16 protein-coding genes and 1 pseudogene are annotated in these 19,026 nt (G+C 38.8%); 6 read left to right on the top strand and 11 right to left on the bottom strand.

Features of this window, described 5'->3' with window-relative positions:
• Positions 1–286 precede the first annotated feature (286 nt).
• Positions 287–1,507 carry a dicarboxylate/amino acid:cation symporter gene (locus tag CAO17_RS18250; protein ID WP_085993984.1) on the top strand — a complete coding sequence of 407 codons (1,221 nt, stop codon included), beginning with the start codon at positions 287–289 and terminating at the stop codon, positions 1,505–1,507.
• 56 nt (positions 1,508–1,563) lie between these two features.
• Here the strand turns inward: CAO17_RS18250 and CAO17_RS18245 are convergent, their stop codons facing one another.
• Positions 1,564–1,695 carry a YuzL family protein gene (locus CAO17_RS18245; RefSeq protein ID WP_085993982.1) on the bottom strand — a complete coding sequence of 44 codons (132 nt, stop codon included), beginning with the start codon at positions 1,693–1,695 and terminating at the stop codon, positions 1,564–1,566.
• 124 nt (positions 1,696–1,819) lie between these two features.
• Entirely contained in the window at positions 1,820–3,214 is a 1,395-nt protein-coding gene (locus tag CAO17_RS18240) for an L-cystine transporter (RefSeq protein ID WP_085993981.1), read from the bottom strand.
• A gap of 333 nt (positions 3,215–3,547) precedes the next feature.
• Here CAO17_RS18240 and CAO17_RS18235 point away from each other — a divergent pair.
• Positions 3,548–4,348, top strand: a pseudogene (locus CAO17_RS18235) (dicarboxylate/amino acid:cation symporter); the annotation flags it as partial.
• A 56-nt stretch (positions 4,349–4,404) separates the two neighbouring features.
• Here the strand turns inward: CAO17_RS18235 and CAO17_RS18230 are convergent.
• Complete coding sequence (locus tag CAO17_RS18230) at positions 4,405–4,536, bottom strand: YuzL family protein (protein ID WP_085993982.1); 132 nt, start codon at positions 4,534–4,536, stop codon at positions 4,405–4,407.
• A 124-nt stretch (positions 4,537–4,660) separates the two neighbouring features.
• Positions 4,661–6,055, bottom strand: coding sequence for an L-cystine transporter (locus CAO17_RS18225; protein ID WP_085993981.1), 1,395 nt, complete (start codon positions 6,053–6,055; stop codon positions 4,661–4,663).
• 83 nt (positions 6,056–6,138) lie between these two features.
• On the opposite strand from CAO17_RS18225, the gene CAO17_RS20820 reads away from it, so the two are divergent.
• Positions 6,139–6,768 (top strand): Clp protease N-terminal domain-containing protein, encoded by a 630-nt coding sequence (locus CAO17_RS20820; RefSeq protein WP_143833779.1) that lies wholly within the window; start codon positions 6,139–6,141, stop codon positions 6,766–6,768.
• A 43-nt stretch (positions 6,769–6,811) separates the two neighbouring features.
• On the opposite strand, the gene CAO17_RS18220 is transcribed toward CAO17_RS20820, so the two are convergent.
• The 5 genes from CAO17_RS18220 to CAO17_RS18200 form a co-directional block, all read right to left on the bottom strand.
• Complete coding sequence (locus CAO17_RS18220) at positions 6,812–7,252, bottom strand: OsmC family protein (RefSeq protein ID WP_085993980.1); 441 nt, start codon at positions 7,250–7,252, stop codon at positions 6,812–6,814.
• Positions 7,253–7,486: 234 nt separating this feature from the next.
• Positions 7,487–7,849: a DUF488 domain-containing protein gene (locus CAO17_RS18215; protein WP_085993979.1), complete on the bottom strand. Its 363-nt coding sequence runs from the start codon at positions 7,847–7,849 to the stop codon at positions 7,487–7,489.
• Between the two features lie 81 nt (positions 7,850–7,930).
• A complete protein-coding gene (locus tag CAO17_RS18210; RefSeq protein WP_085993978.1) occupies positions 7,931–8,704 on the bottom strand; it encodes a TerC family protein in 774 nt (257 codons plus the stop codon).
• A 135-nt stretch (positions 8,705–8,839) separates the two neighbouring features.
• Positions 8,840–9,649 (bottom strand): TerC family protein, encoded by an 810-nt coding sequence (locus CAO17_RS18205; protein ID WP_085993977.1) that lies wholly within the window; start codon positions 9,647–9,649, stop codon positions 8,840–8,842.
• 340 nt (positions 9,650–9,989) lie between these two features.
• Entirely contained in the window at positions 9,990–11,732 is a 1,743-nt protein-coding gene (locus CAO17_RS18200) for a phospho-sugar mutase (protein ID WP_085993976.1), read from the bottom strand.
• Between the two features lie 223 nt (positions 11,733–11,955).
• Here CAO17_RS18200 and CAO17_RS18195 point away from each other — a divergent pair, with 223 nt between their 5' ends.
• Complete coding sequence (locus tag CAO17_RS18195) at positions 11,956–13,053, top strand: AI-2E family transporter (protein ID WP_085993975.1); 1,098 nt, start codon at positions 11,956–11,958, stop codon at positions 13,051–13,053.
• Positions 13,054–13,185: 132 nt separating this feature from the next.
• Here CAO17_RS18195 and CAO17_RS18190 read toward each other — a convergent pair whose 3' ends face one another.
• Positions 13,186–14,025 (bottom strand): GNAT family N-acetyltransferase, encoded by an 840-nt coding sequence (locus tag CAO17_RS18190; RefSeq protein ID WP_085993974.1) that lies wholly within the window; start codon positions 14,023–14,025, stop codon positions 13,186–13,188.
• Between the two features lie 206 nt (positions 14,026–14,231).
• On the opposite strand from CAO17_RS18190, the gene CAO17_RS18185 reads away from it, so the two are divergent.
• Positions 14,232–14,414 (top strand): SE1832 family protein, encoded by a 183-nt coding sequence (locus CAO17_RS18185; protein ID WP_085993973.1) that lies wholly within the window; start codon positions 14,232–14,234, stop codon positions 14,412–14,414.
• A gap of 51 nt (positions 14,415–14,465) precedes the next feature.
• Here CAO17_RS18185 and CAO17_RS18180 read toward each other — a convergent pair whose 3' ends face one another.
• Positions 14,466–16,325, bottom strand: coding sequence for a cation:proton antiporter (locus tag CAO17_RS18180; protein WP_085993972.1), 1,860 nt, complete (start codon positions 16,323–16,325; stop codon positions 14,466–14,468).
• Positions 16,326–16,733: 408 nt separating this feature from the next.
• Between CAO17_RS18180 and recQ the strand changes: the two genes are divergently transcribed.
• Positions 16,734–18,881, top strand: coding sequence for a DNA helicase RecQ (gene recQ / locus CAO17_RS18175; protein WP_085993971.1), 2,148 nt, complete (start codon positions 16,734–16,736; stop codon positions 18,879–18,881).
• The last annotated feature ends 145 nt before the right edge of the window (positions 18,882–19,026 follow it).

Below are 19,026 nucleotides of genomic sequence, written 5' to 3'. Positions count from 1 at the left end.
ATTTGTATATCTTTATAGTATATAAATTTTTATATTTTTTCAATAAGATTTTATAAAATTAAATATTTTAGCTATATATGTAAAACATTTACTATTGACTATTTTTATGAATTTATGTATAAAGGAAATAAGCGTCCGTTTGAAAACGATTACAAGTAAAAGGAGGATCGTCATGTTGTAACAATGACGTAAACGTTTATACACTTTTTTTTGCTCTTATTTAACTGAATATTACTAATCATTTCTTTTATTTAACTTATTATTTTTCGAATTAAGGGAGGTTTCTATGAAGAAAATTAGTTTGCTTACACAGATTTTAATTGCATTTATCATTGCCATTATTGTTGGTGCTATTGTTGGACCAAGCATCGAAATCGTTAAACCGCTTGGTGATTTATTCTTGCGCATGATTCAGTTTATCATCGTTCCTTTGGTTCTTGCTTCCCTCGTTGTGGGTGTTGCGGGTACAGGGGATATTAAAAAAATCGGACGTATGGGTGGAGTGACATTTTTTTACTATCTGTTAACAACAGCCATCGCAATATCCATTGGATTAATTCTTGCAAATATATTCAAGCCAGGAGAAGGGCTTACAATCACACAGCCAACAGGTGAAGTTGAAACAGCGGAAGCCCCTAGTGTAGTTGACACACTGTTAAACATTGTTCCTACTAATCCTATCGCATCACTTGTTGAGGGAAATATGCTACAAATCATCTTTTTTGCTATTTTCCTTGGTCTAGCCATTACGATGATAGGAGACAGAGCAAAAACCGTTTATAATTTTTTTGATGGGCTAGCTGAAATGATGTATAAGATTACTGCTATTGTTATAAAACTTGCTCCTATTGGGGTATTCGGTCTCATTGCGCCAATTGTCGGAGAATATGGCGTTTCTGTACTTCTACCACTTCTGAAAGTGATATTACTCGTTTTCGCAGGATGTATTCTTCATGCTGTATTGACCTATTCATTCTCAGTTAAGTTCTTTGCAAACGTAAATCCTCTGAAATTTTTTAAAGGTGTTGCCCCTGCAAGCTTAGTGGCTTTTAGTACAACTAGTAGCTCTGGAACATTACCAGTTACTATTAAAAGCACCGAAGAAAACCTTGGTGTTTCTAGGAAGGTAAGCAGTTTCGTACTTCCTTTGGGAGCAACCATCAACATGGACGGAACTGCATTATATCAAGGAATATGTGTTATATTCATCGCACAATTTTTCGGGTATGACCTTTCGATTGCAAAACAAATAACCATTGTATTAATAGCGACTCTTGCATCCATTGGTACTGCAGGTGTTCCTGGAGCTGGATTAATTATGCTTACGATGGTCGTAACTTCTGTCGGACTTCCAGTAGAAGGTATTGCCATTATTGCCGGTATTGACCGAATCCTTGATATGATGCGAACATCCATTAATGTTACCGGTGACGCCTCTGCTTCCGTTGTAGTAAATGCCTTAGAAGAAAAAAGAGAAGCGAAACAATCGGAAAAAGCAAGTGCCTAAATAGAGACGGTTCGCTTGCTCCATATTGGTATGGAGCAAATGAACCGTCCTTTTCGTTAAGAGCGCTTTTGTTTTTTTCGCGAAGAATCCATCTTTTTTCTTCCCGTTTCCCTATTTGTCGTTCCTTGTCCTTCCACTTGCGACGAACCCAAACCGTGTGTTAGTGGATTAACCTTTTTTTTCGGCACTCTTATCACCTCCTTTTTTAGTGTTCCTTCATAAGCTTTGATTATGAACAAAAGCGCGAAACAAAGAAGGACGGTTCTCCTATTCCACGATCGTGTGGAGCAGAAGAACCGTCCTTCTTATAACTTAGATGGCGATTTTATCCGTTACAGCATCTTTATCATTAAATTTTTTCATGTTTAAATTTCGTAATATACGTGATGTGATGGTTCCTGAAACCATGGATCCATTTACATTCAATGCCGTTCTCCCCATGTCGATTAATGCTTCAACAGAAATCAACAACCCCGCTAATCCGACTGGTAACCCCATGGAAGATAGGACAATGATAGCAGCAAAGGTTGCTCCACCACCAACACCCGCTACACCGAATGAGCTAATCCCAATAATAAGGATGAGTTGTACAAGAAAGTCTGGTGAAAGTGGGTCAATTCCAACAGTGGGTGCAATCATAATAGCCAGCATCGCAGGATAGATTCCCGCACAACCATTTTGCCCCATTGTAGCACCGAATGTTGCTGACATATTCGCGACCCCTTCATCAACACCTAAAGCATCCTTTTGAGCTTGAATATTTAATGGTATCGTACCTGCACTTGAACGAGAAGAGAAAGCAAACCCTAATACAGGAAAAACTTTTTTCAAAAATGTCATTGGATTAAGACCAAATACACCGACAATTATTAAGTGAATGAAAAACATAACTATGAGTGCCACATAAGATGCGATTACAAATTTACCTAATTCGATGATTCCGGCAAAATCTGTCGTTGCGACCATATTCGTCAGTAGTGCTAACACACCAAATGGAGTTAGGCGAAGAATTAAGGTCACAATCCTCATGACAACAGCATATAAGGCATTTACTATTTTAATAAATAAATCCCCTTGTTCTGGATTTTTTCTCTTTACCCCAAGTGCCGCAATACCTACAATAATCGAGAATAACACAACGGCAATCGTTGATGTGGAACGATCCCCTGTCATATCCAAGAAGATGTTACTCGGAATAAAATTTAGAATACGTTGTGGAGTGGTCTGCTCTTCCATTGCCGCATAACGTTCTTCTATAGAAGCGGCACGTTCATTTTCTGCTTGCCCTACTTCAATCTGTTCTGCATTCAAATCGAATAATAATGCAGAGCCAATACCTACTACTGCCGCAATCATGGCTGTTATAACAAGTGAACCAATAATCCACCCAGCCATTTTTCCAAGTTCTTTCGTTTTCTCCAAATTAATAATCGCACGGATAATCGATACCATAACAAGTGGTACAACAATTACCATAAGCAGGTTAACATATCCTCTACCAACAATGTTATACCAATCCGTTGTTGCTGCGATGACATCAGACCCAGTTCCATAAACGGTTTGTAATAGAAATCCTAGTACAATTCCTAATCCCATACCAGTAAATACACGCTTGGAAAAGGAAACATGTTTCTTTTGCATATAAATTAATAAACCAATAATTGCTAATAAAACAACAATATTCGACGTAACAAATAAGACTTCCATACTCAAACTAACCTCCTTAAATATGTATAATTCCTATGTGATTAATATGGATTAATTTTACACCTTCTTAGAATGAAAAACAAGTGGAAATACGTAGTCAGGATTGGCTTAAACCTTGGATTATCAGTGTGCTTGTCGGGTTATCGGCGCTCCTCTTGGTTTATCAGCTCTCCCACTCGTTTATCGGCTTTCCTCATATTTTATCGGCGCTGCCCATGGTTTATCAGCTCTCCCACTCGTTTATCGGCTTTCCTCATATTTTATCGGCGCTACCCATGGTTTATCAGCTCTCCCACTCGTTTATCGGCTTTCCCCATATTTTATCGGCGCNTGCTACAAATCATCTTTTTTGCTATTTTCCTTGGTCTAGCCATTACGATGATAGGAGACAGAGCAAAAACCGTTTATAATTTTTTTGATGGGCTAGCTGAAATGATGTATAAGATTACTGCTATTGTTATAAAACTTGCTCCTATTGGGGTATTCGGTCTCATTGCGCCAATTGTCGGAGAATATGGCGTTTCTGTACTTCTACCACTTCTGAAAGTGATATTACTCGTTTTCGCAGGATGTATTCTTCATGCTGTATTGACCTATTCATTCTCAGTTAAGTTCTTTGCAAACGTAAATCCTCTGAAATTTTTTAAAGGTGTTGCCCCTGCAAGCTTAGTGGCTTTTAGTACAACTAGTAGCTCTGGAACATTACCAGTTACTATTAAAAGCACCGAAGAAAACCTTGGTGTTTCTAGGAAGGTAAGCAGTTTCGTACTTCCTTTGGGAGCAACCATCAACATGGACGGAACTGCATTATATCAAGGAATATGTGTTATATTCATCGCACAATTTTTCGGGTATGACCTTTCGATTGCAAAACAAATAACCATTGTATTAATAGCGACTCTTGCATCCATTGGTACTGCAGGTGTTCCTGGAGCTGGATTAATTATGCTTACGATGGTCGTAACTTCTGTCGGACTTCCAGTAGAAGGTATTGCCATTATTGCCGGTATTGACCGAATCCTTGATATGATGCGAACATCCATTAATGTTACCGGTGACGCCTCTGCTTCCGTTGTAGTAAATGCCTTAGAAGAAAAAAGAGAAGCGAAACAATCGGAAAAAGCAAGTGCCTAAATAGAGACGGTTCGCTTGCTCCATATTGGTATGGAGCAAATGAACCGTCCTTTTCGTTAAGAGCGCTTTTGTTTTTTTCGCGAAGAATCCATCTTTTTTCTTCCCGTTTCCCTATTTGTCGTTCCTTGTCCTTCCACTTGCGACGAACCCAAACCGTGTGTTAGTGGATTAACCTTTTTTTTCGGCACTCTTATCACCTCCTTTTTTAGTGTTCCTTCATAAGCTTTGATTATGAACAAAAGCGCGAAACAAAGAAGGACGGTTCTCCTATTCCACGATCGTGTGGAGCAGAAGAACCGTCCTTCTTATAACTTAGATGGCGATTTTATCCGTTACAGCATCTTTATCATTAAATTTTTTCATGTTTAAATTTCGTAATATACGTGATGTGATGGTTCCTGAAACCATGGATCCATTTACATTCAATGCCGTTCTCCCCATGTCGATTAATGCTTCAACAGAAATCAACAACCCCGCTAATCCGACTGGTAACCCCATGGAAGATAGGACAATGATAGCAGCAAAGGTTGCTCCACCACCAACACCCGCTACACCGAATGAGCTAATCCCAATAATAAGGATGAGTTGTACAAGAAAGTCTGGTGAAAGTGGGTCAATTCCAACAGTGGGTGCAATCATAATAGCCAGCATCGCAGGATAGATTCCCGCACAACCATTTTGCCCCATTGTAGCACCGAATGTTGCTGACATATTCGCGACCCCTTCATCAACACCTAAAGCATCCTTTTGAGCTTGAATATTTAATGGTATCGTACCTGCACTTGAACGAGAAGAGAAAGCAAACCCTAATACAGGAAAAACTTTTTTCAAAAATGTCATTGGATTAAGACCAAATACACCGACAATTATTAAGTGAATGAAAAACATAACTATGAGTGCCACATAAGATGCGATTACAAATTTACCTAATTCGATGATTCCGGCAAAATCTGTCGTTGCGACCATATTCGTCAGTAGTGCTAACACACCAAATGGAGTTAGGCGAAGAATTAAGGTCACAATCCTCATGACAACAGCATATAAGGCATTTACTATTTTAATAAATAAATCCCCTTGTTCTGGATTTTTTCTCTTTACCCCAAGTGCCGCAATACCTACAATAATCGAGAATAACACAACGGCAATCGTTGATGTGGAACGATCCCCTGTCATATCCAAGAAGATGTTACTCGGAATAAAATTTAGAATACGTTGTGGAGTGGTCTGCTCTTCCATTGCCGCATAACGTTCTTCTATAGAAGCGGCACGTTCATTTTCTGCTTGCCCTACTTCAATCTGTTCTGCATTCAAATCGAATAATAATGCAGAGCCAATACCTACTACTGCCGCAATCATGGCTGTTATAACAAGTGAACCAATAATCCACCCAGCCATTTTTCCAAGTTCTTTCGTTTTCTCCAAATTAATAATCGCACGGATAATCGATACCATAACAAGTGGTACAACAATTACCATAAGCAGGTTAACATATCCTCTACCAACAATGTTATACCAATCCGTTGTTGCTGCGATGACATCAGACCCAGTTCCATAAACGGTTTGTAATAGAAATCCTAGTACAATTCCTAATCCCATACCAGTAAATACACGCTTGGAAAAGGAAACATGTTTCTTTTGCATATAAATTAATAAACCAATAATTGCTAATAAAACAACAATATTCGACGTAACAAATAAGACTTCCATACTCAAACTAACCTCCTTAAATATGTATAATTCCTATGTGATTAATATGGATTAATTTTACACCTTCTTAGAATGAAAAACAAGTGGAAATACGTAGTCAGGATTGGCTTAAACCTTGGATTATCAGTGTGCTTGTCGGGTTATCGGCGCTCCTCTTGGTTTATCAGCTCTCCCACTCGTTTATCGGCTTTCCTCATATTTTATCGGCGCTGCCCATGGTTTATCAGCTCTCCCACTCGTTTATCGGCTTTCCTCATATTTTATCGGCGCTACCCATGGTTTATCAGCTCTCCCACTCGTTTATCGGCTTTCCCCATATTTTATCGGCGCTCCTCTCGGTTTATCGGCTCACCCACTCGTTTATCGGCTTTCCCCTTGATTCATCGGCGCTCCTCTCGGTTTATCGGCTCTCTCACTCGTTTATCGGCTTTCCTCATATTTTATCGGCGGTCCTCTTGGTTTATCGGCTCTCCCACTCGTTTATCGGCTTTCCTCATATTTTATCGGCGCTCCTCTTGGTTTATCAGCTCTCCTACTCGTTTTTCGGCTTTCCTCATATTTTATCGGCGCTCCTCTTGGTTTATCAGCTCTCCCACTCGTTTATCGGCTTTCCCCTTGATTTATCGGCGCTCCTCTTGGTTTATCAGCCCTCCCACTCGTTTATCAGCTCTCCCACTCGTTTATCGGCTTTCCCTCATTGGTTCCAACCTTAAACAACGAATTAAAAAAACGAATACAGTATAAACCGTATTCGTTTTAGGAAAGGCTTGGTTCCAATTCAATCTCCACGTTCCCTTGGATGGCTCGAGATATCATACAACCTTTTTCTGCCTTTTCAACGAGGATCTTTAGTTTTCTATAATCTTTTTCCGTTGCCTCCTCTTTTAAGGTTACGCTAGGACGATGGATGATTTTTTTATATGTAAATACACCATTGGTCACATCGACAATCCCTTCCGACTCTAGTGCCATTTGATCCAGCGGCAAATTCGCTCGTTCGATCATTGCTCCTAGCGTAATAACGTAACAAGTTGCCGCTGCCCCCAATAACATTTCATCTGGATTCGTCCCAATACCTGGCCCATCCATTTCTTCCGGGATAGAAATTTTTGTTTTTAAATTGCCCGCATCAATAAATCCTTCATTATTTCTTCCACCTGGCCAATCTGCTTTTAGATAAAATTTATGCTCTGCCATATGTTTACCTCCATTTCAGCACTTTTGGGATGATTCTCTCCCTTCCAATTTGTGTAGCAGTATAATCATCCCTAGACACCATTTTAATTAAATTGTAGCATGAGAAGCCCCCTACTTCACCAAGAACGACTCCTAGAATCATCACCATCCATACTATATTGAAATGTCTTACTGGGGTATGAAAGGAGACTCTTTATGTATGAAGCCAGAATGAACCTGTATCTCCAACAGCAATTAAACAAGTTCGTCCTCTATTATTTCCTTTAATAGGACTGCTTGGTTATGTTTGGTATCTTTAGCGCCATAGAGCAATGTTACGGTTTCGTTATGTGAAATCATATCGATTAGCTTTTGTAAACTTTCCTTTTGCACCCCATTACTTAATTCTTCTATGTACCTCTTTTTAAACTCAGGAAATTTCTGGGGGTCATGATTGAATTCCTTTCTTAATTCAGATGTTGGAGCAACTTCTTTCATCCAAACATCTAACTTCGCCTTTTCCTTTGATATCCCTCGCGGCCAAATCCGATCCACTAAAACACGAACACCATCGTCTGGATCAACCTTCTCATAAATTCGCTTTAACCTAATTGACATTCGAGCACCCCCTTTTGGTTGGTAGGGACGGTTCTCTTGTGCACCTATGATGGAGCAAAAGAACGATCCCCATATGACCTTTTATTCTTGTCCTCTAAGCTTCTTCTTTTCCTCTTTAGGGGCTGAGGTAAACCAACCAATAATAGCTATGGCTAAAAGGATTCCCCAGAATACTATCGTCCACATGGTGCTATGTGGGAAGGTTTCAGGCAATATCCCCACCGCTTCATGGCTAAGTGTAATAACAGCTAGTTTCACCCCTACCCAAGCTACAATCGCATAAGCTGTTTTTTCTAGGCCTGGTCGTTTATCCAGAAGTGTCACAAACCATCCCGCAGCAAATTTAATGAGAATTAAACCTGCTATTCCAGCTAGGACGACAATCGCAAATTGCCCTCCATCCATTCCACCAAAATTTGGTAGGCCAGTTTCTGGTAAAACGATTGCAAGGGCAACCGCCGCAAGAATGGAATCTACTGCAAAGGCAATATCTGCTAGACCAATTTTGGCAACCGTTGCCCAAAAACCTTTTCCAGCCGATTCCTCCTCTGCTTTTTCCTTTTCATCAGACTCTTTGTTTCCACCTATAAGATGCTTTACCCCTAAATATATCAGATATGCCGCACCAATTGCTTGAACCTGCCATACATTTGCGATAAATGAAATAGCAAAAAGAGCCCCAAATCTAAAGATAAAGGCCATTAAAATACCATAATTGATTGCTTTATTCTTTTGGTCCTCTGGCAAGTGTTTTGCTATAACTGCTAATACAAGAGCATTGTCGGCCGATAATAACCCCTCTAATCCAATCAATACTAATAATGTCCATGCGTATTCTAACCATATACCTTCCATCATTGTTCTCCCTTCAAAAAAATAAGGCTTTTACCTATAGAGTGCGGTAAAAGCCTTTAAAAAATACAATCTTTTCTCAGGTAGAGCAACGAATCTTTTTGCACCCTTAATAATGAAGGACTCTCCTACATTTACCTATGCTTCAACTCGCTCCTTTTCACTTTCCTTTTCTTTTTTAGGGCTTGAGCCGAACCAACCTATTAATGCGATAGCAACTAGGATACCGTAGAATATAACTTTCCATAGGGTTGAGTGTGGGAAATCATGTGGGATGAGACCAATGGCATCATGGGCTAATACCATGACAGCTAATTTTACACCAACCCAACCCACGATAACGAATGCGGCTATTTCTAGTCCTGGACGATCGTGAAGAAGTCCAACGAAAATGTTCGCGGCAAATCGCATAATGATTAGACCGATCATTCCACCTGCGAAAATAACAGCAAACTGTCCTGCATCTAGACTTCCAATCGTACCTAAACCACTTGGTGGAAGTGCTACCGCTAAGGCAACAGCTGCTAAAATGGAATCAACGGCAAATGCAAGGTCAGCAAATTCCACTTTAACCACCGTCAACCAAAATTCCTTCGGTGAAGCTTCATGAACCTCTTCATTCTCGACTTTCTCTTCCACTTCCTCTTGATCAGGTTCCTTCTTCTTAAACCGATCGTAAAGATTTTTAAATGAAATAAATAATAAATACAGAGCTCCAAGCGCTTGAACTTGCCAAACATCAACTAAGAATGAAATAACGAATAGCGATCCAAAGCGAAGAACGAATGCACCAGCCAGACCATAGAATAACGCCCTCTTCCGTTGTTTTTCCGGAAGATGCCTTACCATAATTGCTAGTACTAGCGCATTATCAGCCGCAAGCAGCCCTTCTAAAGCAATTAATACGACTAGTACCCATAAATACTCAATAATTAATTCTGCTCCCATGTTCTCTCTCCTTCAACAAAAAAATGGTCTCACCAACAGGCAAAGACCATAAAAAATAGACCTCTACCTGTTTGTGGTAAAGGTCTCGCTAACAACCGTTCGTTGCCAACTTAAGCCGGAGATAGGTATCTCGTAATGACGACTTAAATTGTACAGCTACTCCCCTTTAAGGAATCGTTTATTCTTTTATTAAACATGTTATTAGAAGATATGTCAATTTTAACATCCTTATTCGCAAAAGATACAGCGCCCATTTGGGGACATACCGACCGCCGCGCTTGGCCATGCCAGGTGGTTCGATGTTGTAATTCCCTTACATGAGCTTCCAACTAAAGAATGCCTATACCCTTACAGCTCTGATTTCATCCACCATTTCTTCTACTGCTTCTTTTAATTCAGTTAACTTGCTTGAACTATCGGCATGACTCTTCCCACATACACCATAATAATATTTAATCTTTGCTTCCGTTCCGGATGGCCTGATACAAATCCATGCCTGATCTTCCAAGTAAAATTTCATCATATTTTCCTTAGGTAGCGGAATCGTTTCCTTTCGTTCTTCATTCGTAAACGTACACACACCGGTTAAATAATTCTCGATTTTTTCTATTTTCCAGCCAGCCAATTCACGATTGGAGAACTGACGAAATCCATCCATGATTTTTTCTATTTCAGTAATACCTTCTTTTCCTTTTACGGTAAGGGAGGACAATCCTTCTAAATAGTATCCATATGTTTCATATAATTCCTTTAAGGCATCTAATAACGTTTTACCTTGCTCTTTCCAATAATATGCCATTTCTACCGTCATCACAGACGCTTGAATGGCATCCTTATCTCGAACAAAACCACTAACTAAATAACCATAGCTTTCCTCAAAGCCAAATAGGAACGTTTCCCCTGTCGAATCAAATCTATTGATTTTCTCCCCAATATACTTAAATCCTGTCAATGTATTCATGGTCTCCACACCATATGCATTTGCGATTGCTTTTCCTAATTCCGTTGTAACAACAGTCTTTACCATTCTTGGATTTTGATAAATATTTAAGTCACTATGTCGTAAAATATAATCTAACAGCAAAGATCCCAATTGATTCCCTGTCAATACTTGGTAGTTCCCATCCCCTGTTTTGACAGCAACACCCAACCTATCTGCATCTGGATCTGTTGCTAATAAAATATCCGCATCCACCTGTTTACCAAGGTCTATTGCCATCGTAAATGCCTGATGTTCCTCCGGATTTGGTGAAGACACGGTACGAAATTCAGGATCAGCTTTCGCTTGCTCTTCTACAACATGTAAATTAGAAAAATGAAGCTGCTTTAATCCCTTTGGAACCAAGTCATGGGCCGTTCCATGCAATGGAGTAAATACAATTTCTACATCTTTATTTCGCTGTTCTGTTTTTGAGTCCATTCTTGATATTAAACGGAGTCTCTCCAAGTAAGCATGGTCAATCTCATTTCCAATCCAATTTAAAACTCCCTTTTTCTCTGCTTCTTCCCTTTTTATAAATGGCACTTCAAGTTCATTTTTTGTTTGCTGAATGGATGCGATAATTTCATCCGCCTCTTGTAGAGTTATTTGGCCACCATCTTCATTATAAACTTTAAGACCATTATATTCTGGAGGATTATGACTTGCAGTAATCATAATTCCAGCCGTTGTCCCTAAATATCTAACAGCAAAGGATAAAAGTGGAGTTGGTCGAATAGAAGAAAATACATGCACCTTTATTCCGTAGTATCCTAAAACCTTGGCCGCTTCGATTGCAAATTCCTTTGACATATATCTGGAGTCATAAGCAATAACAACCCCACGGTCTTTCACATTTACCTTTTCCTTAAAAAGGTAAGATGCCAAGCCATTGACCACTTTTCGTACCGTATATATATTCATCCGATTGGTACCTGGTCCTAACACCCCACGCATACCACCCGTTCCAAATGTTAAATCTTTATAAAAAGCATCTTCTAATGCAGAATCATCTCCACGCAAAAGATCCAATTCTAGCTTTAATGACTGATCAAGATGTTGATACGTATTCCATTTATTATAAACTTGGTCCCAAGAAATCATAAAATTGTCCTCCATTATCATTCATTGTTCAAATTTTAACATACTTTGTTCCTATATTCTATGGAAGATAGCGTTTTCCAATCTTTGCTTTTTCGCTTCTATTTAGTTATGGATACTAGAAATCTTGGCAAAGCTATTAGTATTATAGTATTCTAAACTTCCTATTATTTAATATAATAGGTAAAATAAGGATAGATGTTGAATTTGGAAAGTGGTGAAATGGATGGTACAGAAGCGTTGGTTTCAAGTTTTATCATTTCTTATACTTTTATTTCTATTAATCTTGTTATTAAATTACACAAAATTTATATTTGTTCCTATCCTTCAATATATAGGAGCGATTGCTTTTCCATTAATAGCAGCCGGGGTACTTTACTATCTTACAAGACCACTCATGCATTTTTTCGAGCGTAGGTTAAAGATTGGTCGAATCCTGTCTATTATTCTTGTATTCCTTGTCATTATTTTACTAATATCCCTATTTATCATGTTTATCTGGCCAATTATTCAAAGACAGATAACCAATTTAATGTATGGGATCCCTGGCATGATTGCTGCTGTTGAAGATTTCGTATTTTTCTGGCAAGCCAATTATACAAGTATTCCAGACCAGATCCTTAGTGCTATCGAAGACTTTGTAGGAGATATCCCTAATCATGTCCAAAACATATTGGACTATCTTTTCGGGTTTTTGGGTGGGTTTATCGGACAAGTCATTAGTATTGTTGCCGGTTTAGTGATTACACCTTTCTTCCTGTTCTTTATGCTAAAAGACGGAGAAAAACTAGTGCCGTTTATCCTGCAAATTTTCACAGAGAAAAAAGCAGATAATATTCGCAGTTTATTAGGGAAAATTGACACTGTTTTATCTGCCTTCATTCAGGGACAGTTACTTGTCAGTTTTTGCGTGGGAGTTCTCCTATATATTGGATACTTAATCATCGATTTAGACTTCGCGCTTATCCTTGCTCTATTCGGTATGATGACCAATGTCATTCCATACCTTGGGCCATTTATCGCTGTTACTCCTGCACTGCTTGTAGGGACATTACAAGATCCAATTAACTTCATTTGGGTCGCCATTATCATGATTATTGCTCAACAAATTGAAAGTAATTTAATTTCGCCAAATGTCATGGGACAGGCCTTAAATGTTCACCCATTAACCGTTATGACCGTCATCATCGCAGCAGGAAGTATAGCCGGATTCTTGGGCATCCTTTTTGCCGTTCCAGTATATGCCGTCGTTCGAACAATCATTTTACATTTCTATCAAACCTATGTAGCTTCAAAGGAAAATAAAGATGATGCGCTCATTTAATGTCCATAGCAAAACGCCCACAGTTAACACTTGGGCGTTTTTTTATGGTATTGGAGGATAGGCATGGTACACTCGAAATATGCCCGCTCCTATCTAGAAATGCGCGTTCGTGCTATACTATCCAACTAGTTTTTACAAAAACTCATAGACAACGGATGATCCAATCACTTCGTATCCGATTTTCTCGTAAACATGATTGGAGATTGGGTTATCACGGTCTGTATATAAACTACAGAATTTATACCCTTCATCTAGTAGCTTTTTACTAAAGGTTGCCACAGCACTAGTCGCATAACCATTTCCCTTGTATTGATTTGGGGTGAACACCGAGTTAATAGTGGCGCCATTTTTTGTTTGGCGTGACTGATTTACCATGGACACCGGTTCCCCATTCACTTTCCACAAATAAATGGACTGGTTTTCAATATATTTTGTCGCCATTTGACTAGCCTTAATCTCTGTAATTTCCTCATTTGCTTCTTTCCCAAACTGAATTAACCAGCTTTTAATGAGAGCGTGGTCTGACTTAACGGTCGGGTGCAAGTCCCCACTAGAATCCGGTCTTACTTTTATCTCCTCTAGTTGATAGATTAATTGATGCATATGTAATTTCGCTTTCACTTTTTTATGTTTCTTCCATTCCTTGATAAAGGCCTCAACATAAAGTTCCGGCCCCAAAACGCCAGGAACCTTGATGGCTTTTTTATAAAGAAAGTGAGCCATATTAGCAATCATTCTTTCATCTATATCATCCACATCAGCTAATATCCAATTGTTTGGAGGAGTTTGCATAAAAGCATACACCACTTCTCCATCATTCTCTATATAACCAAAGTGAACATCCTTTGTAATAGTTGTTTTAAAATAATCGATTAATCCAAGTATCAAACTATTGGCAGCTTCTTTTCGCATTAATAAAGTCCCCACTTTTTCGATATAATCGGTAATTGAAGTGGAAAACGCAATTCTCAATTGTAATCCCCCATTTAAAGATTGTTATTGGTTTATCCATAGTGAACCATTTCTCTATCTTTTATCCGGTTCTATGCCATCCATTATAACGGATATTCTTGTTTTATAAAGGGGTTTTAGGCTAGACTAGATGTATAAAAGTGCTTGTTTTTATTTATGAAAGTTTCATTTAAGGAAGGCCAACATTCCAAAAAGGGGGAACAAACATGACAAAAAAAGAACTAGAAGCAAAATTAGCCGAATTAAAATCGGACTATGTTCGAATCCAAAGTGACCTTGATAAATTAGAATATGTGGAGGGAAGAGTCTCATCTGCTCAACAACAATTAGAACGATTGGAAAAGGAGATTGCTGATGTCAACCGCCAGTTGGATGAGATCGATGAATAGATAGAAAAAGAGAGTGGAGCCTTGTAACACACAAGGCTTCACTCTTTTTGTCTATCCCCTTAAACTAGAATTTGTACGAACACTGTCCAATTTCGCTTTTATTTTTTCCTTTTCTTTCAGTGGTGGTGTCAAGCTTACAATCACATCTCCTGTGGTTGGTACAGTCCGCATTTCTTCTGAGAAGAATTTTAGAACACCATTTGGTTTTACCAGGTATAAAAATATAGTGGCATCGTCCTTATCATCTAAATACTGCTTCAAACCAAATTGTTCGGTTAACGTTGTTTTACGGAACACATAACCTTCTTCTATTTTTTCAATCAAATTATCTAATGGAAACTTTTGATCGAATAGAATACGTCCACCAACTTTCGGAACGGTACCACTCGAATACCCATTATCAAGTTGTTTATATGGACTAATCTTAAAGACATTCGTCCTTCCATACTCTGGAAGAAAGGTCGTACAAATCAATGAATTATATGCATTGTCATCCGTAGCAGCAAGTATAAAGTCATATGGAATGGTATCTAACTTATGCTCCGTCTGCTCGGAAAGCATATCTCCATGATATGAAGGAATACCTGCTTTACGAGCTAAGCTCAAATCACTAAAAGACGAATCGACAATAATCACAGGAATATTCGCCTTTTTCAAAGAATCTGCAAGTCTTACCGTAAATGGATTACTGCCTACTAACAATACACCTGGATTTCCTTCTTGTGATAGATTTAGTTTTTTCGCTAACCAACCAATAGAAAATCCATGTGCCATAACGGTTGAAAATACTAGTGCAAATGTTAACGTCGTTAAGATATTAGCATCCTCATAACCAGCATCCAGCAATACAGAAGCAAAGTAACCAGAAACGGTTAATGCGACAATCCCCCTTGGCGCAATCCAGCCAAGTAATAGTTTTTCATTCAGGGATAATGCTGTGCCAATTTGAGATAAGAATACGGATAAAGGTCTTACAATGAACATCATGAATAGAACATATCCAATAATATTTGGACTAAAGATTTGAAGAAGTACCTCTACCTCTAAAGATGCTGTTAACATAATAAATATGGTAGAAATTAATAGTACCGAAACATTTTCCTTAAAATGCCTCATATCCGAAATGGAGCTAATACCCATGTTTGCTAATGTAATACCCATTGCTGTAACGGATAATAATCCTGTCTCATGCATCACAAGGTCAGCAGCCATAAAACAGAAAAGAACAACGACAACAACTGCTGGTGATTTTAGAAACTCCGGGATATGACCAGTCTCAAACATCCAGCCTAATCCCTTTCCTAGTGCCCAACCTAAAATCACCGCAAAAATAGATGCGGCAAAGAACATCACTAGTTGCATTCCATTGGGATTTTCAGCAGTTATGACTACAATGATTTCAAAGGCGAAAACAGCAAGCAAGGCGCCAATCGGGTCAACGATGATCCCTTCCCATTTTAGGATTCTAGCTGGTCTCGGATTTAATTTTGCCTGACGAAGAAGTGGCATAATAACAGTGGGACCTGTAACGATAAATAAACCACCAATTGTAAATGCAACCGCCCAGGACAGGCCTGCAATATAATGGGCTGTTAAAGATCCTAAAATCCAAGCAATAAACGCACCTAATGTAGATATTCGAAAAACAGGCTTACCTATCCCCTTCAGTTCTTTAAAGCTTAAATTTAAACTGCCTTCGAATAGAATAATTGCAACAGCAGCAGATATAATTGGACCAAATAAATCACCAAAGTCCTCTTCGGGATTAATAATCCCAAAGACTGGACCTACTAATAAACCAGTAATAGACATCACAACAATGGCTGGCAAACGGTATCGCCACGCCACCCATTGTGAACCTATTCCTAACACACCAATAAGTGCAATCTCAAATAATAATGAAGGAACCATCTACTCCCTCCCTTAAGTAAAAGTTTTATAAGGACATTCTATAGACATTCACGTTAGTTGTAAATGATAAACGCCATGTTTTAATGAAACAAAATGTGTACCAATTGGAAATATCCTAGCTTTTTACTAATATTTACATTCCACACAGGACTATACAAAACCATCCCATACATCAGACAGATTAGAAATAGGTATGTTAGGATAATGGAACGTGGTTTATAATGGAGTTATAATCAACATCATTTTCTATATTTATCGCAGGTTAAGGGGAAGTAATACCCCACCTCAAAAATGGAGGAAACATGAATCATTTTAGGTGGGGATGAAAGAACCCCCACTGATTGAAGATTCACTTTAAAATAAAAATAAATCATTTTCATCTAAATTATGCGCAGGGGGATTGTACGAATGATTGCAAATGAGGAAAAAATTTTACAAACTTACTTTGGCTATGAAGCTTTTCGGCCTGGCCAAAAGGAGACCATCGAACAAATTGTCCAATTAAATAATACACTTGCTGTTATGCCAACAGGTGGAGGGAAATCGTTATGTTATCAAATCCCCGGGCTATCTATGGATGGAACAGCCATTATTATTTCCCCTCTTATTTCTCTTATGAAAGATCAGGTTGATGCATTAAATTCTTACGGTATTCCGTCTACCTATATCAATAGTTCCCTTACTACCTCCGAACAGCAACAACGATTACAAGATATTTCACTAGGACGATATAAATTTGTTTACGTTGCACCTGAACGATTTGAATCCGGTTTTTTTGTTCAAACAGTGAAAAAGATCCAAATTTCACTTGTTGCATTTGATGAGGCACACTGTATTTCACAATGGGGCCATGATTTTAGACCAAGCTATCGGTCCATTGTCTCTAATCTAAAGCAATTCACCAATATCCCTGTTATCGTTGCCCTAACGGCTACAGCGACAGAGGAAGTCATCAACGATATCAAGCAATTGCTACATATTAATCATGTCGTTAATACAGGTTTTGCAAGGGAAAACTTAGCATTTCACGTTGTAAAAGGGAAGGATAGGACAAGCTATATTCGTTCCTTTTTAAATGAACATCCGAATGAATCAGGTATTATTTACACCGCAACTCGTAAACAGGCAGATTCCCTTCATGATCAGCTTTCCAGAAGAGGGGTCTCTGTTAGAAAGTATCATGCTGGAATGACAGAAGAAGAACGGAAGCAAGCACAAAGCTCTTTCATACATGATGAAACCTCTGTGATGATTGCTACCAATGCATTTGGAATGGGAATTGACAAGTCCAATGTTCGCTATGTGATCCATTATGCGATGCCCATGAATATTGAATCCTACTATCAAGAAGCAGGTAGGGCTGGTCGTGATGGAGAGCCTAGTGATTGTATTTTATTGTTCTCTCCACAGGACATACAACTACAGAAGTTTTTAATTGAGCAATCCATTATGGATGAGGCCTCTAAACAAAATGAGTACCGCAAATTACAAGAAATGATGAATTATTGTCATACACATAGCTGTCTGCAGTCCTATATTTTGGATTACTTTGATGATAAGCAACCTGAAATGACATGCGGCCGCTGTAGCAATTGTGTCGAGAGGAAGGAAAAAACGGATATTACCGAAGAAGCCCAAAAAATTCTTTCCTGTGTAAAAAGAATGGGAGAACGTTTTGGTGTTAGTATGACAGCTAAGGTTTTGAAAGGGTCAAGAGATAAGAAAATAAAACAGTTCGGCCTAGATAAGCTAACAACCTATGGGATCATGTCAGCCTATACGGAAAAAGAGTTAACCGAACACATCAATTTTCTAATAGCAGAAAAGCTCTTAGCGACGGAAGAAGGAAAATATCCCGTTTTAAAGCTCAATCAAAATTCTGTTGATGTACTAAAAGGAAAACGCCCCGTTGAAATGTTTACCATTTCTATTCCGACAAGTGGGAAAGCAGATTACTACGAAGACCTGTTTTCCGACCTTCGTGCATTACGTAAGGAACTTGCTGACGAAATGGAAGTACCACCATATGTCTTATTCTCGGATGCGACACTAAAAGAACTCAGCCGATATTTCCCTGTCACGAAGGAAGATATGCTTGAAATCAAAGGAGTCGGCGAGAAAAAATATGAACAATTTGGTGAGGAGTTTTTAGAGGTTATCAGGAAATGGCGAGAGGCGCATCCTGACGTTAAACAACGAATTCGTATTTCAGACTCTGGACCACAGAAGCCAAAGCCCAAGCGGGATAAGTCAGATGACGGGCGCCCAAGTCACATGGTTACGCTTCAAATGTTTCAATCCGGTAAACCTCTAAAAGACATTGCTGCTATACGTGGGATGTCTAACCAAACAATTGAAAACCACATTTTTAAAGCCTTTAAAGATGGTCATTCCATTGCCTGGGAGATCTTCTTTAATGATGAAGAAGAAAAATCGATTCTTAAAGCAAGAGAAGAAATCGAGGAACCCAAGCTCAAGCCATTAAAAGAAGCATTACCAGAAACATATGATTATACAAAAATCAAGGCTGTACTGGTTAAAAATGGAGTACTGTAATAGAAGCCGTATTAGGGATTCATTCCTAGTACGGCTTGTTTGATATGATATAAGGTTGTGATTGGATATTCGCATTACTTTTGGGGTATCGGGTATCGGGGTTATTCTCGATTTGTTAGCGGCCTTCCGGGGTATCGGCGGTTTT

The organism is Oceanobacillus senegalensis, assembly GCF_900176885.1.
Taxonomy (GTDB): Bacteria; Bacillota; Bacilli; order Bacillales; family Amphibacillaceae; genus Oceanobacillus; species Oceanobacillus senegalensis.
Note: the sequence above shows the minus strand (reverse complement) of the source record. Positions and strands in the feature narration are given on the sequence as shown.

Bases quoted from the DNA above. Each gene is read 5' to 3' on its own strand.
- CAO17_RS18250 (WP_085993984.1), top strand. From the start codon at position 287: ATGAAGAAAATTAGTTTGCTTACACAGATTTTAATTGCATTTATCATT.
- CAO17_RS18240 (WP_085993981.1), bottom strand. From the start codon at position 3,214: ATGGAAGTCTTATTTGTTACGTCGAATATTGTTGTTTTATTAGCAATT.
- CAO17_RS18225 (WP_085993981.1), bottom strand. From the start codon at position 6,055: ATGGAAGTCTTATTTGTTACGTCGAATATTGTTGTTTTATTAGCAATT.
- CAO17_RS18220 (WP_085993980.1), bottom strand. From the start codon at position 7,252: ATGGCAGAGCATAAATTTTATCTAAAAGCAGATTGGCCAGGTGGAAGA.
- CAO17_RS18215 (WP_085993979.1), bottom strand. From the start codon at position 7,849: ATGTCAATTAGGTTAAAGCGAATTTATGAGAAGGTTGATCCAGACGAT.
- CAO17_RS18210 (WP_085993978.1), bottom strand. From the start codon at position 8,704: ATGGAAGGTATATGGTTAGAATACGCATGGACATTATTAGTATTGATT.
- CAO17_RS18205 (WP_085993977.1), bottom strand. From the start codon at position 9,649: ATGGGAGCAGAATTAATTATTGAGTATTTATGGGTACTAGTCGTATTA.
- CAO17_RS18200 (WP_085993976.1), bottom strand. From the start codon at position 11,732: ATGATTTCTTGGGACCAAGTTTATAATAAATGGAATACGTATCAACAT.
- CAO17_RS18195 (WP_085993975.1), top strand. From the start codon at position 11,956: ATGGTACAGAAGCGTTGGTTTCAAGTTTTATCATTTCTTATACTTTTA.
- CAO17_RS18185 (WP_085993973.1), top strand. From the start codon at position 14,232: ATGACAAAAAAAGAACTAGAAGCAAAATTAGCCGAATTAAAATCGGAC.
- CAO17_RS18180 (WP_085993972.1), bottom strand. From the start codon at position 16,325: ATGGTTCCTTCATTATTATTTGAGATTGCACTTATTGGTGTGTTAGGA.
- recQ (WP_085993971.1), top strand. From the start codon at position 16,734: ATGATTGCAAATGAGGAAAAAATTTTACAAACTTACTTTGGCTATGAA.